The following is a 21,573-nucleotide window of genomic DNA, read 5'->3' on the forward strand; positions in this document are numbered from 1 at the left end:
AAGCTAGTCGTGATCGGGGTTTTGCGGAGAGGAGTTACGTATGAAAAATCAAGTACAAACCAATTTGGAAGCAGTCAGACAGCAAATGAAGCTGGCATGCGCGGCGGCGGGACGCAAAAGCGAAGACGTAACCTTACTGCTGGCGACAAAAACAGTCCCGCTAGAAAAGCTGGAAATGGCCATTCAAGCAGGCGAAACTTTATTTGGCGAAAACAAGGCCCAGGAATTGCGGGACAAATTTCCGCTTATGCAGCAGCACGGCGGAGTCGATTGGCATTTTATCGGCCATCTGCAAACGAATAAAGTAAAAGACGTCGTTAAACATGTGACGATGATCCATTCGGTAGATCGTTTAAAGCTTGGACAGGCGCTGCATGATCAGCTAATGAAAGAAAACAGAACAATGGATATTTTGGTACAAGTGAACACCTCTTACGAGGAAAGCAAGTTCGGCATCCCGCCGGAACAGGCGCTGACGCTCGTAGAGCAGTTATCGCAATTTGAAACACTCCGCATAAAGGGCTTAATGACCATCGGCAAACTGAATGCGTCGAACGAGGAAACCAGAAACTGTTTCCGCTTGCTGCGCCAAATTCAGGAGCAACTACGGGAGTCCTCCATTCCAAACGTGCAGATCGACATTCTCTCCATGGGAATGTCCGGCGATTTTCAAATCGCTATTGAAGAAGGTGCCACCCTCATACGAGTGGGGACAAACATCTTTGGCCCTCGCTATTTGCCGGATGAATACTATTGGAATGAAAAAAAGATTGTGGAGTAGAAATCAGAAGCCAATAGGGCCCTCTCGTCGCCGTATTTTACGACCGATAGAGCAGCCCTTTTTTATTCAATGTAGAACCGCAAGTTAACTTCGAGTTGGCTAACAAAGTCACGCTTCCTCTCGCTTGCGCAGAGCCTCTTCCCTGTCGATCCTCAGGAAACAGACTGGCCCGGGTTCGCCGGGAATATCCTTCACCGTTCAAATCTACATATTGCTCATAGCCCGGATAGTCGCTCCATCTGAACGTTTGAATGTAACCGATCGGGGTATCGCCATTTAAGATCAAATAGGGCTCCGTCGGATCGTCTCCGTTGACGCATCCCACAAACTCGCTGACCGTTTCCTCAAAGGTTCCTTGATGCGCATAGCCCCACGATCCTTTCACCTCTGCATCGGTCGTAAGCCATTTGTACATAAGATTCATGTCGTCTAACGTCAGTCTTCGAAAATGAATCCCTCTCTCCTTCTCCTCCATAACGGTTAGTCTCCTCCATGAGCATCCTTAAGCGTCGCGGTTATTGCCACGCCCAAGGGGACGCCGACAAGCCGAGCCAATTCATCCCTATGTTCCACAGTGTGCGTGAAACTGGCTTCATTTTCTCAGCGGTACAAGCGGATTCCGGTTCGTAACCTTTTTGCTTCGCAAGATCCCATGTCGTTTCTGCCAAATTGTTAGTCAAGTCTGCTTCATTAAAACAAGGCGGGGCCGCGTATACCAGCAGAGTATGGTCAAGAATCATTCTTGTATCTCCCGGCGGCTGAGTGGGCAATGGTACCGATACGACAAGGATAATGAAAATAATGATCCCGCCGCTCAACCACCATTTTGTTCGTTTAGTCATAAGCAATCGTCCTTTCCTCATCCTATCCTTTATTTTAAATGGAAATAAAAGAATAGTCATGCCCCGCTAGAGCCAGATACTTTGAACAATTGGTGAAGGAAACGCTCGATCTTCCTCGACATATATTCCGAATTTTCGATTGGGCAGGCCATAAAAATCGTTCTATAGAAACTTCCAAATATTTCATTTTCAAAGTAAGATAGGGACAAGCTCATATCACCTTATGGGAAAGGATGAAATTATGAAAAAGAAACTATTGTCTCTTCTTGTTTTATCCTCACTGTTTGCCTCAAGCGCGCTAGCCAACACCGTCATTACCGGATTTACCAGCGGCGGCCCGAGCGGGCAATTAAGAGTTTTTGGCTCCATCACTGCCACTAACGGCAATCACTACGATACCGCCAGCGCTTCTACAGGCAATCAGTACTACCAATACGCTTATCATGAGGTTACCCTTCGCATCTATTACAATCAGCCTGGAGGCACCTCCGGCTACGTCGATGCTTACAACAGCGACTCCAATAATACTTATGTGACTGCATCCGCTCCTCACGCGAACGCTACTTATGCAACTGGGTCACATTATATTTCGAGTCCGGACTATGGATCTTGGAGCGGCACTACCAATGTAAATTATTAAAAATGAAACTTTTTAAATAAAGTGAGGGGCTGTCTCAAAAGTAGGTTTGCTTGCTTAATGAAATCGCCCGCATGATTAAAAAAAGCAAAGGAATGGCGATGTAGAGGAAACTCTGCATCGCCATTCCTGTTTTTTGGTCTATAGCTGTCTTCGTGATCATCAACCGTTAAGCTTGTCTTCCCATTCCGATCGCAAAATCCCCATTACGATACGGTCCACCCGTTTTCCGTCCCGCCAAACCGATTCTCTTATTCGGCCTTCAACCTGAAAGCCCGCCTTTTCGTAGGCGCGAATTCCTTTGGCATTATATTCAATCACGTCGAGTCCAACCCGGTGCAAGTTCAGTTCGTGAAAAGCGTAACGAAGAATAAGGTTTAACGCTTCTGTACCGTATCCCTTATTCCGATTGCCGGCCTCCCCGATCCCGATAGCGAGCCTTCCTCCCCCATTGTTCCATTCAATGCTATGAATGCAAATAAATCCGATTAGTTCGTCATCGCTTATTTTTCTCAGTCTGAAATAGACTTCATTTGCATTTGGAGCTCCTTCGGATTCCAATTGCTTCTCCGACGGAGGCAGTGCGATATCCGTGTCCACATTGCGCAAATAGTCGGAATCCTCTCCCCATCTCGCCATTGCTTTAACATCTTCCGCTCGGGGCGCTGTGAGCTTAATCGAAGAACCGTAAAAAAGATTGCCTGTTGTTGTCATAACAATGTCACCTCTAAGTTAGTTTTAATCGTTCTCTTTGTCATTGTCTTATCCGAAGGTTCTCTTTCGATTCAGTCGCCCCTTAAAATCAGATAGGCTAAATGTATTGGAAATTGTATACGGCGTCAATCGATTAATTAACTATAGCCATTTAATACGCTAGTTGCGGTGCCAGCGAACGAGCCTTAAAGCGATGCCGCCTTTAGAGCCTTTTTTTGCAAAAGTAGGTACAAGCTCTTCCTCTTTCCTAGCAACTTCATAAGCTATAGTAGTGCAGATGGACATGCTTTCTTCCAAAGCGCTATACCAGAGACGGGAGGTGAAGAGCTATGAGCGAAAATGTTCTAGGAGGCGGTGTCGGACTTTCTCCTCCCGATGTGCAGTATTACAACGAAGTGAAGTATTCCGTTGGTGACGATCATCAAGTTAAGGTAGGTCCTTATTTTCAGGAGCCTAACGGCCCGACGATCATTACTCTGCATGTCAAAGGATTGAAAAAAGCCCAGGCGCTCGCTACGCTGCTCGTTAACAGCTTGTCGATCGGAAACTTTAACATCGAAGTGCGCGTACTGTACAAAGGTCAATTGGTTCTACCTTTTATTGGCGTCCTTACACCGTTTGAAATCGTAAAGCTTTACCAGATCGCTTTTAAAACAAACCGACTGTACAAGACCACAAAAGCTAGAGATATTTTTGACAACGTGTTCGTTTATCCTATTTTCAAAGCGGAAGTCGTGCAATTTTTCAACGACGATATATCCGACTATTACAGCAACTACAACAATGTCGCCGCTTTTGTGTTCAGAACTGTGTTAAAAAATGAAATCAGCGGCACGATCATTCAGTTTTCCACTGCCAAAAAGAAGAAGTAATGGAGCAGCCCTCTCCGAAAAAAAGGTGTCCCGCAAGCTATTAATAGCTGCGGGACACCTTCTTTCATACTGTTCAACTTTTATTTAATCGATGACTTAAATGACTCCAGTTTATGTTGAGCGCGCCTATACATCATATAATCAAATAGATTGGCTAAGCAGATCATCCCAAGGACGATTAAAAATAGGGATGTAAATCCCCCTTCTGTTTCCATATCGCTTCCAGAAATCATGATGAGAAGTGCCATAATGAATGCAGCAACCATTAATGCAATTAAGTTGTTAATAAAAAAATAAGTTCGCACTTTCGCTAGGCTAACGGGAAGTTTAGATGTCAGCCATTCTGTAACCAAACCAATAATAAAGCCTATGCTTCCGCTAGCTAATACCGATAATACTTTGTACGATAACTGTACATCTGCTTCATCATAAACCTGTAAAACAACACCGATAAGGAGACCTAGAAAAAAGGACTTTACAACACTTTCTAAATTAATTTTCTCCATAAATGGATCTCCTATATTTTAAGAGTGTTTCTAAGCTTTTTTGAGAACATTTTGGAAACTTCAAGTTCGACGCTGTTGTCCATTCTGAGCACATACCTGGAGTTGAACCAAGGAATGATCTCTTTGACGTGCAGCAAGTTCACGAGCTGTGATTTATTGATTCTAATAAATCCTTTTGCGCTCCATATGTTCTCATAATATTGCAACGTTTCTTTGACGCTATACCGATTTGACCGGGTATAAGCCATCATGCCATCAGAACCGGCTTCTATATATAAAATATCCTTCGGTTCGATGACCACAAATTTATTATTGTTTAAGCCTGTAAGAGTATTCACGAAATGCATGTCTTCCCGAACGCCGGAGACCAACAGCTTGACCACATCCATGTAATCGATGGCATCGAATACGATACAAAGCTTATCCCCTGGAAGGTCGTACCCTTTTTCCACCAGCGCCAAATCGCTGTCTTGATTAATTTCAATTTGGTATTTGGATAATTCTTGTTTCAATTTTTCATAAACTTTTATTGAACACAATAATTGAACCATCATGTCTCCTCATGACAGAAAATATTTATTCCACTTTCATCCTATCATAAATCATTTTGATTTGAACTAATTGTTTTATCCCTTCTTCCGCAAAGCCAAGCGACCCAAAATTGGCGATATAAAAGGTGTCCTTCTTTTTATCATATAGTGCGTATGTCCCTGTAGCTCCCGTTGCGCCATAAACATCTGTCATCGAGCCCAATAGGAAGGAAATTTCGCTAAAATCAAAATACATCATGCCCATTCCGTAATAAATGCCTTTATCATAGCGCTGCGTAAAGTCGGTCATTTGTTTATAAGCTTCATCCGACAATATCTTCCCAGCTTCTAAAGCTCTCATAAACGTCAGAATATCGTTCATAGTGGTCACCACACCGCCGCCCGCCCAGTCAACCGACAACGCTTTTTTGTCGCTGAAGTCGACGCCGTTTACATAGACCCCCAATATATCAGCCTGGCTATCGTTATAAAACATCAGATAGCTGTCTTGCATGCCAAGCGGCTCAAACAGCTTCTCTTCAAGGATGTCCGAATAACGCTTGCCCTCTATCGCCTCCAAAATAAGCCCTAACAAAATATATCCCGTATCCGAATAATAAAATTGTTGCCCCGGCCGTCCAACAGCCTCCTGATTTTCTCTAGTAAACGCAAGTAACGATTGTGGAGTAAATGAAAGATCAGGATTGGATGTAATCAGCTCCAGCATCGTCTGCCCGTTTTTAACCGGGCCTTCAAAATAGTCGCCCACCCCTGACGTATGGTTTAGCAATTGTTGTACGGTGACCCCGTCGCTGTAATCTTTACCGCCTAGCACAAATAATCCTTTTAAAATATCGTCCTCAAGCCACGTATTAATTTTATCGTCATAACCGATTTTGCCTTCGTCCACTAACATCCCAACCAGTGCCGCACACATCGTTTTACCGACGCTGGCGGAATGATATTGGCTGTCGACCTTAGCTGGCTGATTCGATAGATGATTTTTGGTGCCTGCCGCAAATTGTGCGAAATAACCTGACTCCCCAGAATGAATCGTTAATAATACGCTAGATAACGAATCGTTTTTCTCTAAGATTTTTGTTAAGCGTTTTTCAATTTTTTTATTTACTGCCTCTTTGGTTATCGGCCTATTTAGATACGCCAATAAACCGACTCCGATTACAACTAAAATAAATACACCAACCGAGATTCCAATTGCCGCTTTCATATGAGCCACCTCTCGTCTTATGTTCTTTTCATCCATTAATCTAATCGGAGACATCACATTTTGAAACGCTTTTGGGTTAAGCGGCCAAAATTCGACGTTAAGATGGCTTTTTGAAGCTTTATCTTTTGGTACGTTCTCTTTAGTAGGCATAAAAAGACGGTGCCAGAGTAACGATCTCTGCACCGCCTTTTTATCATTATCGTTAACTATTCTCGAAGAAAGCAGCATAATCGAGCTTCCCTTTCAAGCGGCTGTCCTCACTGGCAAGAAAAGAAAATGCCGCGGACAAACGGTCCACATGCTTTAATCGGATTAATCCCTGTCGCTGAATGTCCATGCCCGCCGCATTTTCTTTAATGGCCGCAGGCAGCACAACAATAATCCAGCGCAACTGCGGATGCCGGAGCAAAGGCAAAGACTCAAGCATCGTATCTAGAGAGGCGATGCTGGTCTCCTTAATGATCCGATTGTCGATGAGGAGATGAAAGGGTCCCGTCACCTCCCGCAAAGCTGTTTTTGTATCCGTGGCTATATTGCTAAAATCTTCGGCAGTTACAACCGGTTCAAAATGAGTTAAAGCAAGTAACAATTTCTCTTGCAGCCAACCTGCCCGATATCGCATCTCTTCCTCTCCCCTCTGTTACAATTCATGTTTAAGCGAAGCCATCTGCTGGCTGTAAGCCAACAGTTTTTCCCGCTCTTGCCCTCCAAGCAGCGGCGGGTTGAACTGCATTGGCAAATTTTTGTTCCAGTGCACTTCCGTACGCTTTTCCAAAAATAGCCGCATGACATGCATACTTCCTTTGGACACAGAGCTGCCCATCAGCCAAGTTACGATCCGAAAGGGGAGCGGCGCATTGCGCAAAAGATTTGTCCGCACTACTCCCGGATAACAGGTATGCACACGAATATCGGGATTGCGGACAGCCAACTCGCTTGCATAAAGATCGACGGCCAGTGCAGCCTGAAAAGCGGCTTTCAGCCCTGCTTGCGGCTGAGTCCATGCAGTAGGTGCTTTTTTATAATTGCCGTTGCCTCCAACCATTACGATGCAGCCTCCGGGAGCGATTTTGTTTTGTTGCAACAGCAATTGGGATAGGAGGAACTTGCTTAAATAATTTGTGGCAAATACCGTTTCGTGTCCTTCGCCAGTGAAGCGAACGGATGAGCTCAACGAAACTCCTCCGGCACACATCGCAAGAGCATCTATCGGCTGAGCTACGCCTTCTGCGATCCTGCGCACTTCCGACATGACAGACAAATCAGCTTGAATAAATTGCCCTCCCAGCTCCTCTGCAATTCGAGCCCCCCGCAATACGTCACGTCCGACCAATATGACTTCCCAGCCTCGTTCCGCAGCGAGCCGCGCTATCCCATATCCAATTCCGCTCGTTCCGCCTGTCACTAAAATTCTCATAACCTCACTCCTTTAATTAGGATGCTAGCTAAATGGCAATCTACAACCCTAAATCCTTACTAACTCCATATCATCCTCCTTTCAAAAAAAATTAGCATCCTAGTAATTAATGATAGATCAAGTGCTTTTAAACAACTCCATATTCAGTCCTTGACGGACTCAATAATATTCCGTATCGCCGAGATTTTTAGCTACTCGCTGCAGCCATTGCCCCAGCAAATCCCGTTCCGGCTGAGAAAATCCGCGAAGCATTTCATTTTCAAAATCATGAATAAGATCGATCAGCTGGACAAAAATATCGCGTCCTTCCGCCGTCAGCACGACCCTGTTCGCTCTGCCATCGGACTCGCTCGGTATTCTTGAGATATAGGTTCTCACTTCAAGCTTATCCAAAATGCCAGTTAACGTCGCGGACGTCACACCGCTATTGTGCTGAAGCTTCTGTTGCTCCATCCCGTCGGACTTATATAAATAACCCATTACCTCGAATTGCGAAGTTGTCAAATTGAACCGGTTCAGCCTGACATCGAGCTCTTTTCTCATAATGATATAGGTTCGTTTAAGATATAGGACCGATTGTGACATCCTGCGTGCTCCGTTCATCGTATTCATAATTTTACTAGCATGCTAATTATATGCATTTATTACCATTTAGTCAACAGACTGCTGTCCGCTAATCTCCGTATCCTTCCGCCCCGGACGCCATTCCGACTGCCGATAGGCCTTCGGCGTCATCCCCGTCCACTTCTTAAACACTTTGTTAAAATAACTTTGGTCGTGAAAGCTAAGCCAGGCGGCAATGTCGGTAATGGGATAACCCGTCATCGTGAGCAGCTTTTTCGCTTCTTCTATCCGTTTTTGCTGAATATATTCGGAAATCGTGAGACCGACTTCTTTTTTAAACAGGCTTGATAAATAATTGGGGCTGAAATTAACCCGTTTCGCCAACTGATCGAGCGTAATTTCACCGTACAGGCCGTTCGCAATTTCATGCAAGCAATCCTGAACGGCGGGCGAATAATGGCCGCGACGAATGTCGGCTACCCGGTCGACGAAATCAAACATCGCTTCCGTTATGACCGAATTGATCCCTTGCAAAGAATCCTTTTCTTCCAATTGCTGAATATAAAAGTCGTTGAGCGTAAACGCATCCTCCTCGTGCATGCCCCCTTCTATCGCTGCACGGCACACAAGAGCAATTCCCGTAATCATCAGGTTTTTTTCGCTGCGCAGGCGGCTCCGCTTGGCGAGTATGCCCAGCTCATCCTCTCCGATGATGGATTCCATAACGAAAGAGCGTATTCGCTCTTTTTCGCCTGAACGAACATAATGCAGCATAACCCGCTCCATAGACAAATTAGCGTGCAGCATCCCGCTCCGGCGCCCACGGGACAACTCCGTCTCCGATTGCTGCTTCTCCTGTGCCGTCTCCGGCATGGGCGCTTCTTCCGCCAAAAGCTCCGCCTCCAAATCGACCGTCCGGCGGCTAATCGCATAATAAACCATTCGGCTAATCGCAACCGCTCGCTCGGAAGACACCAAAGCCACCTTTTCATATAGGTCCAGAAACTGCAGCCGATTGCCCGCATGAAGCTTGTCCACCGTCTCCTTCCATCCTTCGTCCTGCGGCCTCTCGCTCACGAACGGGCCTGCTGCAAGCGTCCCTTCAAAACGGCCGTCGTCGATGACATTCACAAAAAAATAATGCAGCCTCGAACGGGTGAAATGGACCGGCTGATCCCCCGTATAGATCGCATAAGAATAACCTGCGAGCTGATCGCGAATCGCGGAAAAATACGGATTCATCCGAAGCGAGCGGTCCGCAAATTCCGATTCGATCGTCCGACCCGGATTTATAATAAAAATTGGCAGGCCAAGCGCATCATGCAATAAGCGTCCAAATTCGGTCAGTTCAGAAAGTTTATTCATAACAACCTCCGCAAGTATTATCGGGGATAAAAGGTTGATAAAAAAATACTACAAATCGTGGGTAAATACAATTTATGAAATGGTAAGCGTATTAAACTGAGAATGTAGCTGAAGTTCCCACCACACTTTTGAAAGGGGCTAACCCATATGTTGAACGATAAAATCGCAGTTGTAACCGGCGGAGGAAGCGGTATTGGCCGTGCAAGCAGCTTAAAGATGGCAAGCCAAGGCGCTAAAATTGTCGTCGTTGATTTCAATGAGGACACCGGCAAAGAGACTGTCCGGCTTATTGAGGAGCAGGGCGGCGAAGCTATTTTTGTACAGGCGGATGTATCCAACAGCGAAGATGTTCAGCGTTATGTAAAAACGGCGAAAGATGCTTATGGCCGAATCGATATCTTTTTCAACAATGCTGGTATTGTCCAAAAGTTTGCCAAGCTCGCAGATGTAGGCGAAGATGAATTCGACCGGATGATGGGCGTCAACGTACGTGGCGTGTTTCTCGGGATGAAATATGTATTAAAAGTGATGGAAGAACAAGAAAGCGGCGTTATTATTAATACTGCCTCTACTGCCGGAGTGAAAAGCGAGCATAGCGCAACTGCTTATTCTGCCAGCAAGCACGCGGTAGTCGGCTTAACAAAAGGCGCGGCTATGGAATATGTGAAAAAAGGCATTCGCGTCAACGGTATTTGTCCGGGCGGAGTCGCAACAGCGCTAACCAAAAGCGTAGAAGAATCCTTTATGTCGGGCGGCTACGTGCCGGAAGAAATTCCGAACATGCGTATGGGCCGTTACGCACAGCCGGAAGAGCTTGCGGAAGTTGTCGCTTTCCTCGCTTCCGACCGCGCCAGCTACATGACAGGCTCCATGGTGCTTGTGGACGGCGGATTGACTCTTTAAGCCTATATTCCAAAGTTAAACGAATAAAACACCTCCAACAATATCTCCCTGATCGTAATAAAAGGGATTTTGTTGGAGGTGTCAGGTGTCAGCATATAGACTGGACATAAGGGATCCATTATGGATCCCTTTCATTTATTCTAGATTTTAAACCTAATAGGCCGTAATATTGTAATTCAAGTTGCTGATAGTTGCAGAGGAGGTGCCCGTCAAAATGACTAATTTATAAGTGCCTCGCTTGGCTGTCGGCTGATATCCAGTTTCTCGCAAGTCATAAAAATGAAAATATTGAGGCGTGCCATTAGCATCCTTTGTGTATTGTTTCCCTTGAAGAGTAAGCCATGTACCGTTCGGGAGCAAATAGAGCAGCTTAGCTGTAATAGTAGACTGCCCTCCAGATACAGAAGGAAATGTAACATATCCTGATACCGATATATCAAAGCCAGCGGAACCGGCATCCACATAACCTAAATCTATTTCTTGTTGCACATAGCCACTATAGGCTGAAGCGGCTCCACCGAAAGAGAATAGAAATACGATCGTTGCCATCAAAACAAAAACCATTTTTTTCGCAGCTTTCCTCATTTCAATCACCTTTTTCATTTAGATTGGGATAACCTTTTGTTCCGCGTCGGTAAAGCGTCAGTGCATGAGTTCAAGCCACCCTTCTTAGTTTGATGATTAGTCCACACCACCTCCTCCACTCTGCTCCAAGCTATTCGCTTACTCCGCAGCATCCTGCATGAATTTGATTGGTGCCATGCCTTCTATTATCTGCGGCCGCTTGCCGTTTGCTCATTTTTCAAATTTAAATAATTTTGTTCAGAATTTGTCAAGTTCTGTCGGATACAATGTAAGCAAATGACATTTGCTATGAGGGGAATGGGAACACGATGCATCGGAATGTTCTTAACGAAATCCATAAACTCAGCCACAATGACGAGCAGCGATATCGCCTGCTTATGAGTTATATGCGAACGCGAGTAGAAGAAAAGAAACAACGGGGCTTCCTTAAGAAGTTCAAAAAGCATTTGAAGTCTGCGCCGCCTTTGTCATAAATAGAACATATCTTAAAATGTTGCATCACATAAGTACCAAAAATTATAGTACCTTCTTAATGAAAGCATGCTGATTCCATAATCGCTCTAATAAGCCAAAAAAAGCTGCTTCTCTAGAGAACGGCAATTAAGCTCGTACTCCCGATAGCAGCTTTAACATCGATTCGGTAAACCTCCCAGCATCTTCACCTGAGTCTTTTATTCAATATGGCAGCCGAACAATAAAACGTGTTCCTTGATTCAGCTCGCTTTCCGCTTCAATCGTTCCTAGATGAGCCACAACAAATTGTTTCGCAATCGCCAGCCCTAAGCCTGTACCTCCGCTTTCTCTTGTACGGGCTTCATCGGTTCGGTAAAACCGATCAAATAAATAGGGCAGATGTTCGAGCGCAATGCCAATTCCCGTATCTTCAACCTCAATAGTCAGCCATTGTTTCCTTTCCTCTCTTAACCGGACTGTTATCATGCCTCGATGCGGCGTATAGCGAATGGCATTCGTTAGCAAATTAATTAGAACCTGTTTGATTCGATTGGAGTCTGCAGGTAACGATGTCCTTTCGGTCGAAACCTCCAGTTGAAGCGCAATCTCCTTCTCTTCCGCTAGAGGCTCTACGACGAGCAGTATCCGGCGCGCAAGCTCCGCCATATCCGTTTCAGACTTTTGCAAAGTTAACTTGCCTGCTTCCGCCAGCGATAAAGTGCCCACATCTTCAACGAGCCGATTTAGCCGAATAAGCTCATCCTGCAGCGGCAGCAACGTTTCCGGCGGAACGGGCTGACCATGATGCTGCAGCTCATCCAGCTTGCCGCCGATAATCGTAAGCGGTGTCCGGAGCTCATGAGCGATATCCGCTGTCAAATTCCGTCGCTGTTTCTCCGCATGTTCCAGCTTGGATGACATTCCGTTGAGCGCATCGGCTATTTTTCCATATTCATCCTTAACATGAACTTGCGCCTGAGCCCCCAGCTCCCCCGCACCTATCCGCTCAATAAGCGGCAGCAAAGCCTTTAGCGGCGAGGCCAGCCAACGCGACAGCAAGTAAGCAATAAATAAAGAAATGAGGGTAAGCAGCAGACCGCTCCCCGTTAAAACAAAAGTAACGGCTATTGGAATACCGAGCATCAGTTTATTGGAAAAGGCAACCTCCGGGTCGTAATAGTAGATCCACCCCGCCCGCTGACCTTGAATGACTACCTCCTGCTTGACCCCGAGGCGGGTAATCATTTTTTCAAAAACATCCCCTTGAATAGTGATGACTTCTTCAACGCTGTTCTTAATTAGAACTGCAGGCTCGTCCTGAGCGATGCCTACCAGCAGATCAACCTCTTCTATCCTTTTCCACGAGCCACTATTTTGTACATAGTAGTTCGAGAGCTTCTCATCAAGCATCTCCATTTCTTTGCCTCTTGTCTCATGAATAACCGACTCAATCGCTTTGGTGACGACTACACGGGTAAGCGCGATAAAAACGATGCCAATCGTTACAATCGTCAAAGCCATCGTTATAAAAAGCTTAAGATGAAATTTCATAGCTTGCCGCCAAACCGATATCCAAATCCGTACACCGTCTGGATGTAGATCGGATTTAACATATCGTCTTCGATTTTTTTCCGCAGTCGACTAATATGCGCATCCACCGTTCGTTCCACATTGATCAAATCGTCGTCCAGTGCAGCTTTCAACAGCTGAAGACGACTGTATACAATACCAGGCTTAACAGCGAGGGTGAGCAATAGCTTGAATTCGGTTGGCGTCATGCCAATTTCCACTCCCCGCTTCCATACGCGGTATTGCGAGCTGGATATCGTGAGGTCGCCTCTAAGCAGTTGTTCTTCTTCATCGACGGAAGCTCCTCTAACTCTCCGCAACACCGAACGAATGCGAGCGAGCAGCTCCCGAAGCGAAAACGGTTTGACCAAATAATCGTCTGCCCCTACTTCTAGGCCGATAATCTTGTCCGTTTCATCCGATTTGGCCGTTACCATAATAATGCCGATCCGGCTTTTGCCCCGCAATTCGCGGCATACATCAAGCCCGTTCATGCCAGGCATCATCCAGTCCAGCACAACTAACGAAGGTTTCGCCTCTTCCGCCTTGATCAGCGCTTCTGTGCCTGATCGGGCCGTTACGATTTCAAACCCTTCTTTTATCAAAAATGAACTCATAAATTCGAGCACTTTTTCCTCGTCGTCCACAAGCAAAATGGTTTCCACCACACGCCCAGCCTCCTTATCCCTATGCTTCTCCCCGTATTATAACCGAATCTCTTGCTATCCGAGGAAAGATCACAACAACCGCATACCCTCGTCACAAGATCACAACATTTGTTTGATACAGTGGCGTTAGCGAATACGATACTCTAGCAGCGCTGCTGTATGGATTTCGATTTCGACAGCTATGTAAGGGAGGAACTATGGATATGGCCTATCGCTTAAGCCAGAAAAAAAAGAGCCTGCTGGTCGCCATCCACGTTATTGCCGCCTCAGCCTGGATCGGCGGAACTTTAGGAATGTTGATATTGGCTCTTCATTTGCAATTTGGCACCCATAATGAGCAGCTTACTTATACCATTTTCAGCATGGAAATCATCGACGAGAGTTTGCTGAAATACCCGGCATTAGTTACTTTGTTAACCGGTGTACTGCTGTCGGTCTGGACACAATGGGGGCTGTTCAAACATTATTGGGTGGCGATTAAATTGGTTCTTACCGTGGCGACAATTCTCATCGGAATTTTCTTTTTAAACAAATGGACAGCTTCGCTTGCGGACTTTATTCACCATGCAGGTTATTTCGCTTTGGAAAACGAGAGCTTTCAACAGAAATGGCTGTCGATCGTCGTAACGTCTAGCTTCAATGTGTTTTGCCTTTTCTTTATGGTGTTTATTACTTACCTTAAGCCATTTGGGAAAATCGTGAAAAAACGAACCCCCTAACATTATGAAAAGAGTGGAATGAACTATGACTAAAAACACTAACCAGATGAAGCTGTCAGCTATTTTAAAACAAAACCTGCTGCTCATATGCGGACTAGGCGCGCTGGCGCTTTTACGGCCTATTTTAAAAATAACTGGACTCATGGACCTCATCGGCCAACAGCTCGGCAGCATTTTGATCACTGCCCTAATTACGGTTGCTTGGATTGTCATCGTGCTAATGAAAAAAACCGCATATCCGGTAATCGTTCTCGTTGGCGCTGGCATCAGCTATGCCGTGTTTGCTACTATACTAAGCGGCACTTTGTCTCCTATTTTAACGGGCGAGCTGCAAGGTCCTTTAAAAAATCCGTTTGCTATCGTTAGCGTTCTTGTTGTGAATGCGTTATGGGGTTTTATTGCTGGGGGGCTAGCTAATTTACTACGCCGATAAGATTAACTTGGTGTACCCGGAAAAAATACGAAAAAGAAGCCTTCGGCAAGTTCGATAATGCCGAAGGCTTCTTTGCACCCTATTGTATTTACTTAAAACGATTTAAACGCCTCTTCCACTTGTACCAGCATCTCTTTGCGAGTTTCGTCGGTCGCTACTGTTGTCACTCCGCCAAAGTGGAATAACTTCACGGTCTCAATTCCGCAAAATTCGAAAATACCAGCTTGAGAAGTTTGTTTGATCGAGCGGTTCATCCCGGTTGCTTCATAAATGTGTTCCGGCGTCCCGAAGGTATTGATGATGGCTCCTTTTTTACCCGCAAGCAATTGCTCCAACTCGCCTTGATCGTTGAATTGATAAGCAAAACCATAGGAAAAGACACGGTCTGCATACCCTTTAATAATAGCCGGAAGTCCTGCCCACCAAATGGGATAAATGAACGTAATAAAGTCAGCCTGGGAAACAAAATCCTGTTCCGCTTTAATATCGGCAGGGATGTTTCCAGCTCTCATAGATGCGGTATCTTCAGCTGACAAAATCGGGTTAAACTTCAGTTTGTAAAGATCGCGTACATCAACTTGATGCCCATTGGACTGTAACGCACGAACAGTGGTGTCCAAAATAGCTTGATTAAAGCTTCCTTCATGCGGATGAGCATAAACAATAAGATGGTTCATAGGGAATAGCCTCCTAAATGGAATAGTTTATTTAGATATCATTTGCCAAATGGCAAACGGTATTCTTTAGAATAATGTAATGTAACTAATAACATTACATTTAATACGAAAAAAATTTAATTTTTACTCTTAATATCTTCTACAATTTGCTGAACGGTTGTCGTGGCCAATACCTCTTCCATGTAGCTCTGCGCTTTCAGCAGCGGCACTTCCAATGCCGACTGAATGTTTCTGCCTACCAGACATTTTATATTTGTTTCCTGGTGAACGGCAAACAACTCTTTTTTCTCTGGCGGCTCGACTGCGTTATAAACATCAAGGAAGGTAATGTCGTGAAGCGGCTTAAGCAGCTTAATACCTACGACTCCCGGTCTGGAGGAAATCAGATTAGCTTTGCTCAGCATCCCCATAATTCGGCGTATGACGGCCGCATTCGTATTGACACTGCCCGCTATAAATTCTGAGGTTACATTGCCGTCGTTCACATCAACCAGAGCCAAAATATGAATGGCAACGGAGAAGCGGCTGCTGATCATTGGACTTTCCTCCTCCTATTCGTTGAATGTAACTATAACAGTTACATTCAACGAAGTCAATGCTTCATTTCTTTTCATTAAAAAAGTCTGTCAAATGCATTATACCAAGCCTTTTATGACCGGATAGGAAATTAAATTTCTATCCCTACTCATCGAGATCAATGAGTCCGCATTCTCCGCAAGGACGCCCCGCTGCAAAATAACGGTTTGGAAGCCGCGCTCTCTCGCCCCGTTGTAAGTAAACAGTACGCAATGTTCTGCGGCAAAGCCCGATAGGACGACCAAATCTACAGCTTCGCCGCGTAATATTTGTTCCAAATCGGTTTGCCAAAATGCGTTGCTATGCACCTTCTCCACGGTCAAGTCTTTCCCGCTTATATTCACCTCTGAAATAAACTCATACTGCTCTCTGTTCGTTCCGTCTCTGCCATCCACATCTTGAACATGAATGACGAGATGCTCCTTAGAGCGGAGCAAATCCGAAACATAGTTAATGACTTCGCAAGCTTGATCAATCTCAGTTTGAGACACTTTATTTGTTACATATACGGATTGCAAATCAATGATCAAAAAAGCAATTTTCATCTTTTCTCCCCATTCCGCCTAATCGGCATATTTTACTATTGTAACATTAGTCAACAATTGATTAAATGTGAAACCTATTTGCAATTCAAATAGGGCCATTCCTAAGATATGACCCATGTGTATTTCCCATCAACTTAATCTATCGATCCGTTAAAGAAGCCTACTTCATCAAACCAAGTGCTTGCAAAGTTGGGATAAGCACAGTCGCAGTCTGAGCTCGCGTCGTATCCCCTTTCGTCATACCTTTTTCCTACCGTGACATCCTCATATGTTCTTCAAAGAAGCGGTTTTTATTTAGGCTTTACTCTAAAAAGTATACTCCGATAATTTCTCTCACTTATTACTAAATGTTAAAGGTTAAATTTCCTGTAGCCAATGGCGGAGGGTAACCCAGTTGCCTAGCCATCGATACGATCTGTCCTTTATGATGAAATTCATGTGTCACCGTATGGGTGAATAGCCAAAGCGGAGTGGTGCTCCACGGCTCCTCCTGCCATTTTACATGATTGGACACAGGTTCGAACCAACGTGAGTCGAAATCTTCCAAAAACCGGTATGCCGCCTCATCAGCCAGTTGAAACCTGTCGCGAATCCAATTCACATCCGCATGTTCAATCTCGTTTACCGTAGCGAACGAGAAGTCAGCCCGCTTCTGATTGAAAGCATACGAACCCAGCCAGAACCTGTAGCAATCTGCAACATGAATATGGGTTTTTACAATGCTTCCAGACCCGAAATCCGGCAGAGCCGTGTGCAGCTTATCCAACGGAATATTTTCCAATAAAGAAAACAAGCTTTGCCTGGTTATTCTAATGTATTCATATTGCTGCTTCAATACATTCACCAAACAATATCAACCCTCTCCATAATTAATCGTCCATCTCTCCATCCTTATTTTACCACAACCGATTTCGAAGAAATTAGACAGCAAGAATGGCAAGAATACGTTCAGCTTAACAAATAAAAAAGCCGCTCTTATCGAGCAGCCTAATCCTCACTATTTCACCGGAATGCTCTGAGCGAACCGGAACACATTATGAGGGTCATATTTCTTTTTTACCCGCTTCAATCGGGCGAAGTTCACTCCGTAATAAGCCTTGGGCCAGTTTTTGATTTGCAAATCGGGAAAATTCACATAATCCCCAAATACAAAAGGACGCAGCGCTTTGCGGAACCCCTTCACCCATTCGATATTCCGCTGCTGCTCCTTGTTGTTACGCCAACGCGCCGACAGCTCATAAATCGTCTCTGCCTTTCGATGCGGATAAGCTGTAGCCGTCGCGGATACCCGGCTCACCGCGCTCCCTGCGCCCCCCAAGCTTTGGCTCCATACGGAAGAGTGCTTGTTCGGAGCTTTGGACAAAAAGTCTCGGATGACTTTCACCCCTTCGCGAGGCAAAGGCTTGTATCCGTAAGCTCCTGTAATTTTAAACTTAGGCTCCAAGTTCAAATCGGTTGCGGCAAAAAATTGCGTGGCTTTTATAAATGGCACCGTCCGCACCATGACCTTCACCGGAACCCCCGTTTGAAGCAACGGGCGGATGAGTTGCCGCAGTTCTTTTGCGCCGCCCAGCAATTGTCCCGTGGAGACGATCGTTCCGACCTGCTTCGCAGCTACCTCAATCGTGGAGGTGAGGCGATTCGTAACCGAAGGAGCCCATCGCTGCCACGCAGGAAGGACCTTCTCCAAATCGCGCCATTTCCACGTAATGCTGTAGATCGAAACCGACTTAATAGGGTGCACCCGAAAAGTAAACTCTGTCGCAATGCCAAAGTTGCCTCCTCCACCGCCTTTTGACGCCCAGAGCAGGTCGGAATTAGTTTTTTTGCTCGCGGTTATCGCCTTCGCCCCATATCGTCCCGAAGCGACAACCGTTTTGACTGCTTTCAAGTTATCTAAAGTAAGTCCATATTTGCGTGACAGAAGACCAATTCCGCCTCCCAAAGCAAGCCCCGCTACGCCGACATCGGGAGCCGTTCCGGCCGGAAGCGCCACCCGTTTATCCCAAAGCTTCTTATACACGCGGGCAAGCGGATTTCCCGTCTGCACATAGGCCACCTTATTTTTGCGGTCTACTTTCACCCGGTTCATCTCACTCACATCAATAATAATTCCGCCATTCACGGACGAAAATCCCTCATAGCTGTGCCGCCCGCTGCGCGCTCTAAACCGCACCCCCCGCTCGCGCGCCCATTTAACGGCGTTAATGACATCCTGCGTTCGTCTGCAAAAAACGATAGCCCGGGGAAACTTGGAAAACCGCCTGTTGAACTCCATTCTGGCTCTATTGTATGTCTTGTCTCCCGGCACGACGATCCTCCCGGTCAACCTAGTCCCCTTCTTTCTCCGGCTCTGCGCTTTCTTTGGTGCCACTGACTTTCACCATCCCGTCACTAGAGTAAGCATCTGCTTATTCCTATGTATGGACACTTGACCCGGCAACGGCATTCGCCTTGAAAATAAAAAGAAGCTCCCCTAACAGCAGAAAGCTTCAGCATTATTTTATACCGTTAAGATACAGCCTTCAGTCCAGTTACACCTATCACAATAATGATAAGACTGAGAATACGCCCGATGCTTTTGGATTCGTTGAAAAAAATCATATTGACCAGAACCGCACCGGCCGTGCCCACCCCAACCCATACCGCATAAGCGACACTAAGCTGAAGATAGTTGAGCGCGGAATAGAGAAAGGCAAACGAGGCCCCGAATCCTCCGAAAAAAAGTGCCGTGTTCTTAAACGTTTTTTGCTGACTAAACTTTTTTAGGCCAATAACGCCAAACAGTTCGCATGTCGCCGCCAAAAATACAAATAACCAACCCATTATGAAGCAGCTCCTTTCCTTGGTTCAGCATCGCTTTTGTTGTCTGCCATCTTGAGCGTAATGACGCCGACCACGAGAAGGCCCATAAAGATGCCTTTTGCAACGTTAAACTCACCGCCAAATATAAAAATGTCCATCAAAGCTGTACCCACCGTACCCGCCGCCGCAAAAATGGCATAGACAGTGCCCGTAGGCAATGTTTCACACGCTTTGGACAGAAAATAAAAATCGGTCATAATAATGACTAATATAATGCCCCAGTGCCAAGGTGCCGCTGCCACACTAAATCCATAAACCCAAAACAGTTCAAACAAACAGGTTAACAGAACATAAGTCCATCCTTTATTCATAATTCCTAACTCCTTTTGTATTTCGTGGTTGTCAAATTGTCTTCTTATTTTTTGCTGCTTAAGTTGCAATATTCAGCCCCTTTAGTTATGAATGACTGTCAGTCATTAATCATCAAAAAAAATATGCGTCCCCCCTGTCAGTTTTTTTCTGTAAATAACGATCTTTTTATAAATTGAAAAACTTCCGCCTTAAAAATATCGAGATTTACATCCTGTTCACGGCCAATATAAAAACGTTCTGCTGCGTTTTCAATGAGGTTGATTAGCAGCTTGGCGGTCCATTTCACATTAATGTCGCTAATAATTTCTTGGTTCTGAGCCGCTTTTGTAAGCACATCTTCAAGCCATTCATAATAAGGCGAATAGATGGCCTCCCATTTTTCCATCGAATGTTCGAAGGCAAGACCAGAATAACAAAGGACAAGAATATCCTTATTGGAATCGGTCAGAATAAACGTTTCATTAATCATAATGGTGAGGATCGTCCAAAAGCTGTTTTCCCCTTGCGTTTTTTCTTTGGTAGCCGCTAAGGTCGTGTTGAGAAAATGATCGGCGATGGCCGGAATTAAAGCGTTTTTGGAGGGGAAATATAAATAAAACGTTCCTTGCGCAACGCCCGCTTTTTTTACAATATCTGAGACCGACGTTTTTTCGAGACCTTTTTCGGGGATAACCTCAATTGCGGCTTCTAAAATCTTTTTATATTTACCATCAGAAAGGTTTGCCATGCCGTTTCCTCTCTTTCTCCCGTGAATCATGACTGACTGTCATTCATTTTATTTCATTTTCATAATAAAGTCAATCAATCTCTCCTATTCATTGCCATCCGCTTCCACTGGCGGTAAGATGGAAAAGAATCGCAAATTTCATCGCCGGAGGTAAACTATGATTCAACGTACCGTACTTTTAAAATTTGCTGAAACGACTACTCAAGATCAACTTCAAGAAGTCGTGAACCGCTTCAAGGCATTAGAAAGCTCCGTTCCTGGCATTGACGAAATTCAGGCGGGTCTTAACATAGCCGAAAAAAGCAAAGAGTTTCAAGTCGTACTTATGGTTAGATTCCAAAATCAAGCGGCTTTGGACGCTTATACGGTGAACGAGGATCATCAAGCTGTCGTCTCTTACATTCGCGAAGTTGGCCGTCTGGACAGCATCGGTGTCGATATTAACGTTTAAAAAAACGGCCTCGGTCCAATGAGTTTCTGGACTTGGGCCGTTGTTTCATTTTACACCTGCACGTTCCGTCTCGATTCTTGCTCGGCAATAATCTCATTGTCTTCCACGTTGTCTCTCGTTACTTTCTGGACGCCAATCGCGCTGTAGGAAATTAACAGAATGACGGCTATGTAATATCCCTTCACATTCAATTCAAACGGAGCGTTAATGAGCCCAATAACAAACATCCCGTACCCGATAATCAAGCCCGCAATAGCCATCGCCGTAAAAGCTCCCGTGTTCCGCATCCGATGTTTGGGATTGTCGAGGCGTATGTCTCTGTCCTCCGTATTGTCCCGGACGACTTTCTGAACCACGATACAGCTAAGCGTAATCAACACCATGCAAAGCAAATAATACCCTTTCACATTCAATTCCCAATCCGCGTTGTACACGCCTAAACAGAAGAGAAAAAGCCCTGCCGCCAATGCAAAATAAGAAGCCATCGTAAAAGCAGCCGTGTTTCTTTTGCGGTATCTTTGATTCATATGACATTCCTCTCCCGATCTAAAATAAAATAGTCGTTGCCCTCTTCACTATACAGCGAAAGATCGACAAATTTCTACCCTAAATTTGGATTTTTGGAATTTTTTAT

The 21,573-nt window shown here is 45.2% G+C and carries 29 protein-coding genes and 1 pseudogene; 7 read left to right on the top strand and 23 right to left on the bottom strand.

The window, feature by feature from the left end; translation table 11 throughout:
* Positions 1-40: 40 nt before the first annotated feature.
* A complete protein-coding gene (locus ACFQZE_RS23215) occupies positions 41-781 on the top strand; it encodes a YggS family pyridoxal phosphate-dependent enzyme (protein ID WP_379361611.1) in 741 nt (246 codons plus the stop codon).
* Positions 782-818: 37 nt separating this feature from the next.
* On the opposite strand, the gene ACFQZE_RS23220 is transcribed toward ACFQZE_RS23215, so the two are convergent.
* Complete coding sequence (locus tag ACFQZE_RS23220; RefSeq protein WP_379361613.1) at positions 819-1,256, bottom strand: GNAT family protein; 438 nt, start codon at positions 1,254-1,256, stop codon at positions 819-821.
* Positions 1,257-1,296: 40 nt separating this feature from the next.
* On the bottom strand, positions 1,297-1,623 hold the full coding sequence (locus ACFQZE_RS23225) for a hypothetical protein (protein ID WP_379361615.1): 327 nt from the start codon (positions 1,621-1,623) through the stop codon (positions 1,297-1,299).
* A gap of 241 nt (positions 1,624-1,864) precedes the next feature.
* Here ACFQZE_RS23225 and ACFQZE_RS23230 point away from each other — a divergent pair, with 241 nt between their 5' ends.
* Positions 1,865-2,263, top strand: a complete 399-nt coding sequence (locus ACFQZE_RS23230; protein WP_379361617.1) for a hypothetical protein — start codon at positions 1,865-1,867, stop codon at positions 2,261-2,263.
* 159 nt (positions 2,264-2,422) lie between these two features.
* On the opposite strand, the gene ACFQZE_RS23235 is transcribed toward ACFQZE_RS23230, so the two are convergent.
* Positions 2,423-2,974 (bottom strand): GNAT family N-acetyltransferase, encoded by a 552-nt coding sequence (locus ACFQZE_RS23235; protein WP_379361619.1) that lies wholly within the window; start codon positions 2,972-2,974, stop codon positions 2,423-2,425.
* Between the two features lie 329 nt (positions 2,975-3,303).
* Here ACFQZE_RS23235 and ACFQZE_RS23240 point away from each other — a divergent pair, with 329 nt between their 5' ends.
* A complete protein-coding gene (locus ACFQZE_RS23240; RefSeq protein WP_379361621.1) occupies positions 3,304-3,846 on the top strand; it encodes a hypothetical protein in 543 nt (180 codons plus the stop codon).
* An 80-nt stretch (positions 3,847-3,926) separates the two neighbouring features.
* Here the strand turns inward: ACFQZE_RS23240 and ACFQZE_RS23245 are convergent, their stop codons facing one another.
* The 7 genes from ACFQZE_RS23245 to ACFQZE_RS23275 all read right to left on the bottom strand — a co-directional run bounded on the left by ACFQZE_RS23245 (position 3,927) and on the right by ACFQZE_RS23275 (position 9,456).
* On the bottom strand, positions 3,927-4,352 hold the full coding sequence (locus ACFQZE_RS23245; protein WP_379361623.1) for a hypothetical protein: 426 nt from the start codon (positions 4,350-4,352) through the stop codon (positions 3,927-3,929).
* Positions 4,353-4,363: 11 nt separating this feature from the next.
* Complete coding sequence (locus tag ACFQZE_RS23250; RefSeq protein ID WP_379361625.1) at positions 4,364-4,864, bottom strand: LytTR family DNA-binding domain-containing protein; 501 nt, start codon at positions 4,862-4,864, stop codon at positions 4,364-4,366.
* A gap of 64 nt (positions 4,865-4,928) precedes the next feature.
* Positions 4,929-6,110 carry a serine hydrolase domain-containing protein gene (locus ACFQZE_RS23255; RefSeq protein ID WP_379361627.1) on the bottom strand — a complete coding sequence of 394 codons (1,182 nt, stop codon included), beginning with the start codon at positions 6,108-6,110 and terminating at the stop codon, positions 4,929-4,931.
* A 202-nt stretch (positions 6,111-6,312) separates the two neighbouring features.
* Positions 6,313-6,732 (bottom strand): hypothetical protein, encoded by a 420-nt coding sequence (locus ACFQZE_RS23260; RefSeq protein ID WP_379361629.1) that lies wholly within the window; start codon positions 6,730-6,732, stop codon positions 6,313-6,315.
* Positions 6,733-6,750: 18 nt separating this feature from the next.
* Complete coding sequence (locus ACFQZE_RS23265) at positions 6,751-7,527, bottom strand: SDR family NAD(P)-dependent oxidoreductase (protein ID WP_379361631.1); 777 nt, start codon at positions 7,525-7,527, stop codon at positions 6,751-6,753.
* A 159-nt stretch (positions 7,528-7,686) separates the two neighbouring features.
* On the bottom strand, positions 7,687-8,112 hold the full coding sequence (locus ACFQZE_RS23270; protein WP_379361633.1) for a MarR family winged helix-turn-helix transcriptional regulator: 426 nt from the start codon (positions 8,110-8,112) through the stop codon (positions 7,687-7,689).
* 66 nt (positions 8,113-8,178) lie between these two features.
* Positions 8,179-9,456: a helix-turn-helix domain-containing protein gene (locus ACFQZE_RS23275; RefSeq protein WP_379361634.1), complete on the bottom strand. Its 1,278-nt coding sequence runs from the start codon at positions 9,454-9,456 to the stop codon at positions 8,179-8,181.
* Between the two features lie 147 nt (positions 9,457-9,603).
* On the opposite strand from ACFQZE_RS23275, the gene ACFQZE_RS23280 reads away from it, so the two are divergent.
* A complete protein-coding gene (locus tag ACFQZE_RS23280) occupies positions 9,604-10,359 on the top strand; it encodes an SDR family NAD(P)-dependent oxidoreductase (RefSeq protein ID WP_379361635.1) in 756 nt (251 codons plus the stop codon).
* A 153-nt stretch (positions 10,360-10,512) separates the two neighbouring features.
* On the opposite strand, the gene ACFQZE_RS23285 is transcribed toward ACFQZE_RS23280, so the two are convergent.
* The 3 genes from ACFQZE_RS23285 to ACFQZE_RS23295 form a co-directional block, all read right to left on the bottom strand.
* Positions 10,513-10,962 carry a hypothetical protein gene (locus ACFQZE_RS23285; RefSeq protein ID WP_379361637.1) on the bottom strand — a complete coding sequence of 150 codons (450 nt, stop codon included), beginning with the start codon at positions 10,960-10,962 and terminating at the stop codon, positions 10,513-10,515.
* A gap of 657 nt (positions 10,963-11,619) precedes the next feature.
* Positions 11,620-12,948 (bottom strand): sensor histidine kinase, encoded by a 1,329-nt coding sequence (locus tag ACFQZE_RS23290; protein ID WP_379361639.1) that lies wholly within the window; start codon positions 12,946-12,948, stop codon positions 11,620-11,622.
* Entirely contained in the window at positions 12,945-13,634 is a 690-nt protein-coding gene (locus tag ACFQZE_RS23295; protein WP_379361641.1) for a response regulator, read from the bottom strand. The genes ACFQZE_RS23290 and ACFQZE_RS23295 overlap by 4 nt, the downstream gene beginning before the upstream one ends.
* A gap of 203 nt (positions 13,635-13,837) precedes the next feature.
* On the opposite strand from ACFQZE_RS23295, the gene ACFQZE_RS23300 reads away from it, so the two are divergent.
* Complete coding sequence (locus ACFQZE_RS23300) at positions 13,838-14,353, top strand: hypothetical protein (RefSeq protein WP_379361643.1); 516 nt, start codon at positions 13,838-13,840, stop codon at positions 14,351-14,353.
* A 25-nt stretch (positions 14,354-14,378) separates the two neighbouring features.
* Positions 14,379-14,786, top strand: coding sequence for a hypothetical protein (locus ACFQZE_RS23305; protein WP_379361645.1), 408 nt, complete (start codon positions 14,379-14,381; stop codon positions 14,784-14,786).
* A 92-nt stretch (positions 14,787-14,878) separates the two neighbouring features.
* Here the strand turns inward: ACFQZE_RS23305 and ACFQZE_RS23310 are convergent, their stop codons facing one another.
* The 8 genes from ACFQZE_RS23310 to ACFQZE_RS23345 all read right to left on the bottom strand — a co-directional run bounded on the left by ACFQZE_RS23310 (position 14,879) and on the right by ACFQZE_RS23345 (position 20,488).
* The gene (locus ACFQZE_RS23310; protein ID WP_379361647.1) at positions 14,879-15,463 is read right to left on the bottom strand and encodes an NAD(P)H-dependent oxidoreductase; all 585 of its coding nucleotides are present in this window, start codon (positions 15,461-15,463) and stop codon (positions 14,879-14,881) included.
* Between the two features lie 116 nt (positions 15,464-15,579).
* A complete protein-coding gene (locus ACFQZE_RS23315; protein ID WP_379361650.1) occupies positions 15,580-15,999 on the bottom strand; it encodes an Rrf2 family transcriptional regulator in 420 nt (139 codons plus the stop codon).
* 99 nt (positions 16,000-16,098) lie between these two features.
* The gene (locus ACFQZE_RS23320) at positions 16,099-16,584 is read right to left on the bottom strand and encodes a cysteine hydrolase family protein (RefSeq protein WP_379361652.1); all 486 of its coding nucleotides are present in this window, start codon (positions 16,582-16,584) and stop codon (positions 16,099-16,101) included.
* A gap of 343 nt (positions 16,585-16,927) precedes the next feature.
* Positions 16,928-17,431, bottom strand: a complete 504-nt coding sequence (locus tag ACFQZE_RS23325) for a DinB family protein (protein WP_379361654.1) — start codon at positions 17,429-17,431, stop codon at positions 16,928-16,930.
* A gap of 150 nt (positions 17,432-17,581) precedes the next feature.
* A complete protein-coding gene (locus ACFQZE_RS23330; RefSeq protein WP_379361656.1) occupies positions 17,582-18,958 on the bottom strand; it encodes an FAD-binding oxidoreductase in 1,377 nt (458 codons plus the stop codon).
* A 137-nt stretch (positions 18,959-19,095) separates the two neighbouring features.
* On the bottom strand, positions 19,096-19,410 hold the full coding sequence (locus ACFQZE_RS23335) for a DMT family transporter (RefSeq protein WP_379361658.1): 315 nt from the start codon (positions 19,408-19,410) through the stop codon (positions 19,096-19,098).
* Positions 19,410-19,760, bottom strand: coding sequence for a DMT family transporter (locus ACFQZE_RS23340; protein ID WP_379361660.1), 351 nt, complete (start codon positions 19,758-19,760; stop codon positions 19,410-19,412). The genes ACFQZE_RS23335 and ACFQZE_RS23340 overlap by 1 nt, the downstream gene beginning before the upstream one ends.
* 137 nt (positions 19,761-19,897) lie before the next feature.
* Positions 19,898-20,488, bottom strand: a complete 591-nt coding sequence (locus ACFQZE_RS23345) for a TetR/AcrR family transcriptional regulator (protein ID WP_379361662.1) — start codon at positions 20,486-20,488, stop codon at positions 19,898-19,900.
* Between the two features lie 157 nt (positions 20,489-20,645).
* Between ACFQZE_RS23345 and ACFQZE_RS23350 the strand changes: the two genes are divergently transcribed.
* Positions 20,646-20,939 (top strand): Dabb family protein, encoded by a 294-nt coding sequence (locus ACFQZE_RS23350; RefSeq protein ID WP_379361664.1) that lies wholly within the window; start codon positions 20,646-20,648, stop codon positions 20,937-20,939.
* A gap of 50 nt (positions 20,940-20,989) precedes the next feature.
* Here ACFQZE_RS23350 and ACFQZE_RS23355 read toward each other — a convergent pair whose 3' ends face one another.
* Both ACFQZE_RS23355 and ACFQZE_RS23360 read right to left on the bottom strand, forming a co-directional pair.
* Complete coding sequence (locus ACFQZE_RS23355) at positions 20,990-21,226, bottom strand: YiaA/YiaB family inner membrane protein (RefSeq protein WP_379361723.1); 237 nt, start codon at positions 21,224-21,226, stop codon at positions 20,990-20,992.
* A 57-nt stretch (positions 21,227-21,283) separates the two neighbouring features.
* Positions 21,284-21,466: pseudogene (locus ACFQZE_RS23360) on the bottom strand (YiaA/YiaB family inner membrane protein); the annotation flags it as partial.
* Positions 21,467-21,573 lie beyond the last annotated feature (107 nt).

This window comes from Paenibacillus sp. GCM10027627, from assembly GCF_042675505.1.
GTDB lineage: Bacteria > Bacillota > Bacilli > Paenibacillales > Paenibacillaceae > Pristimantibacillus.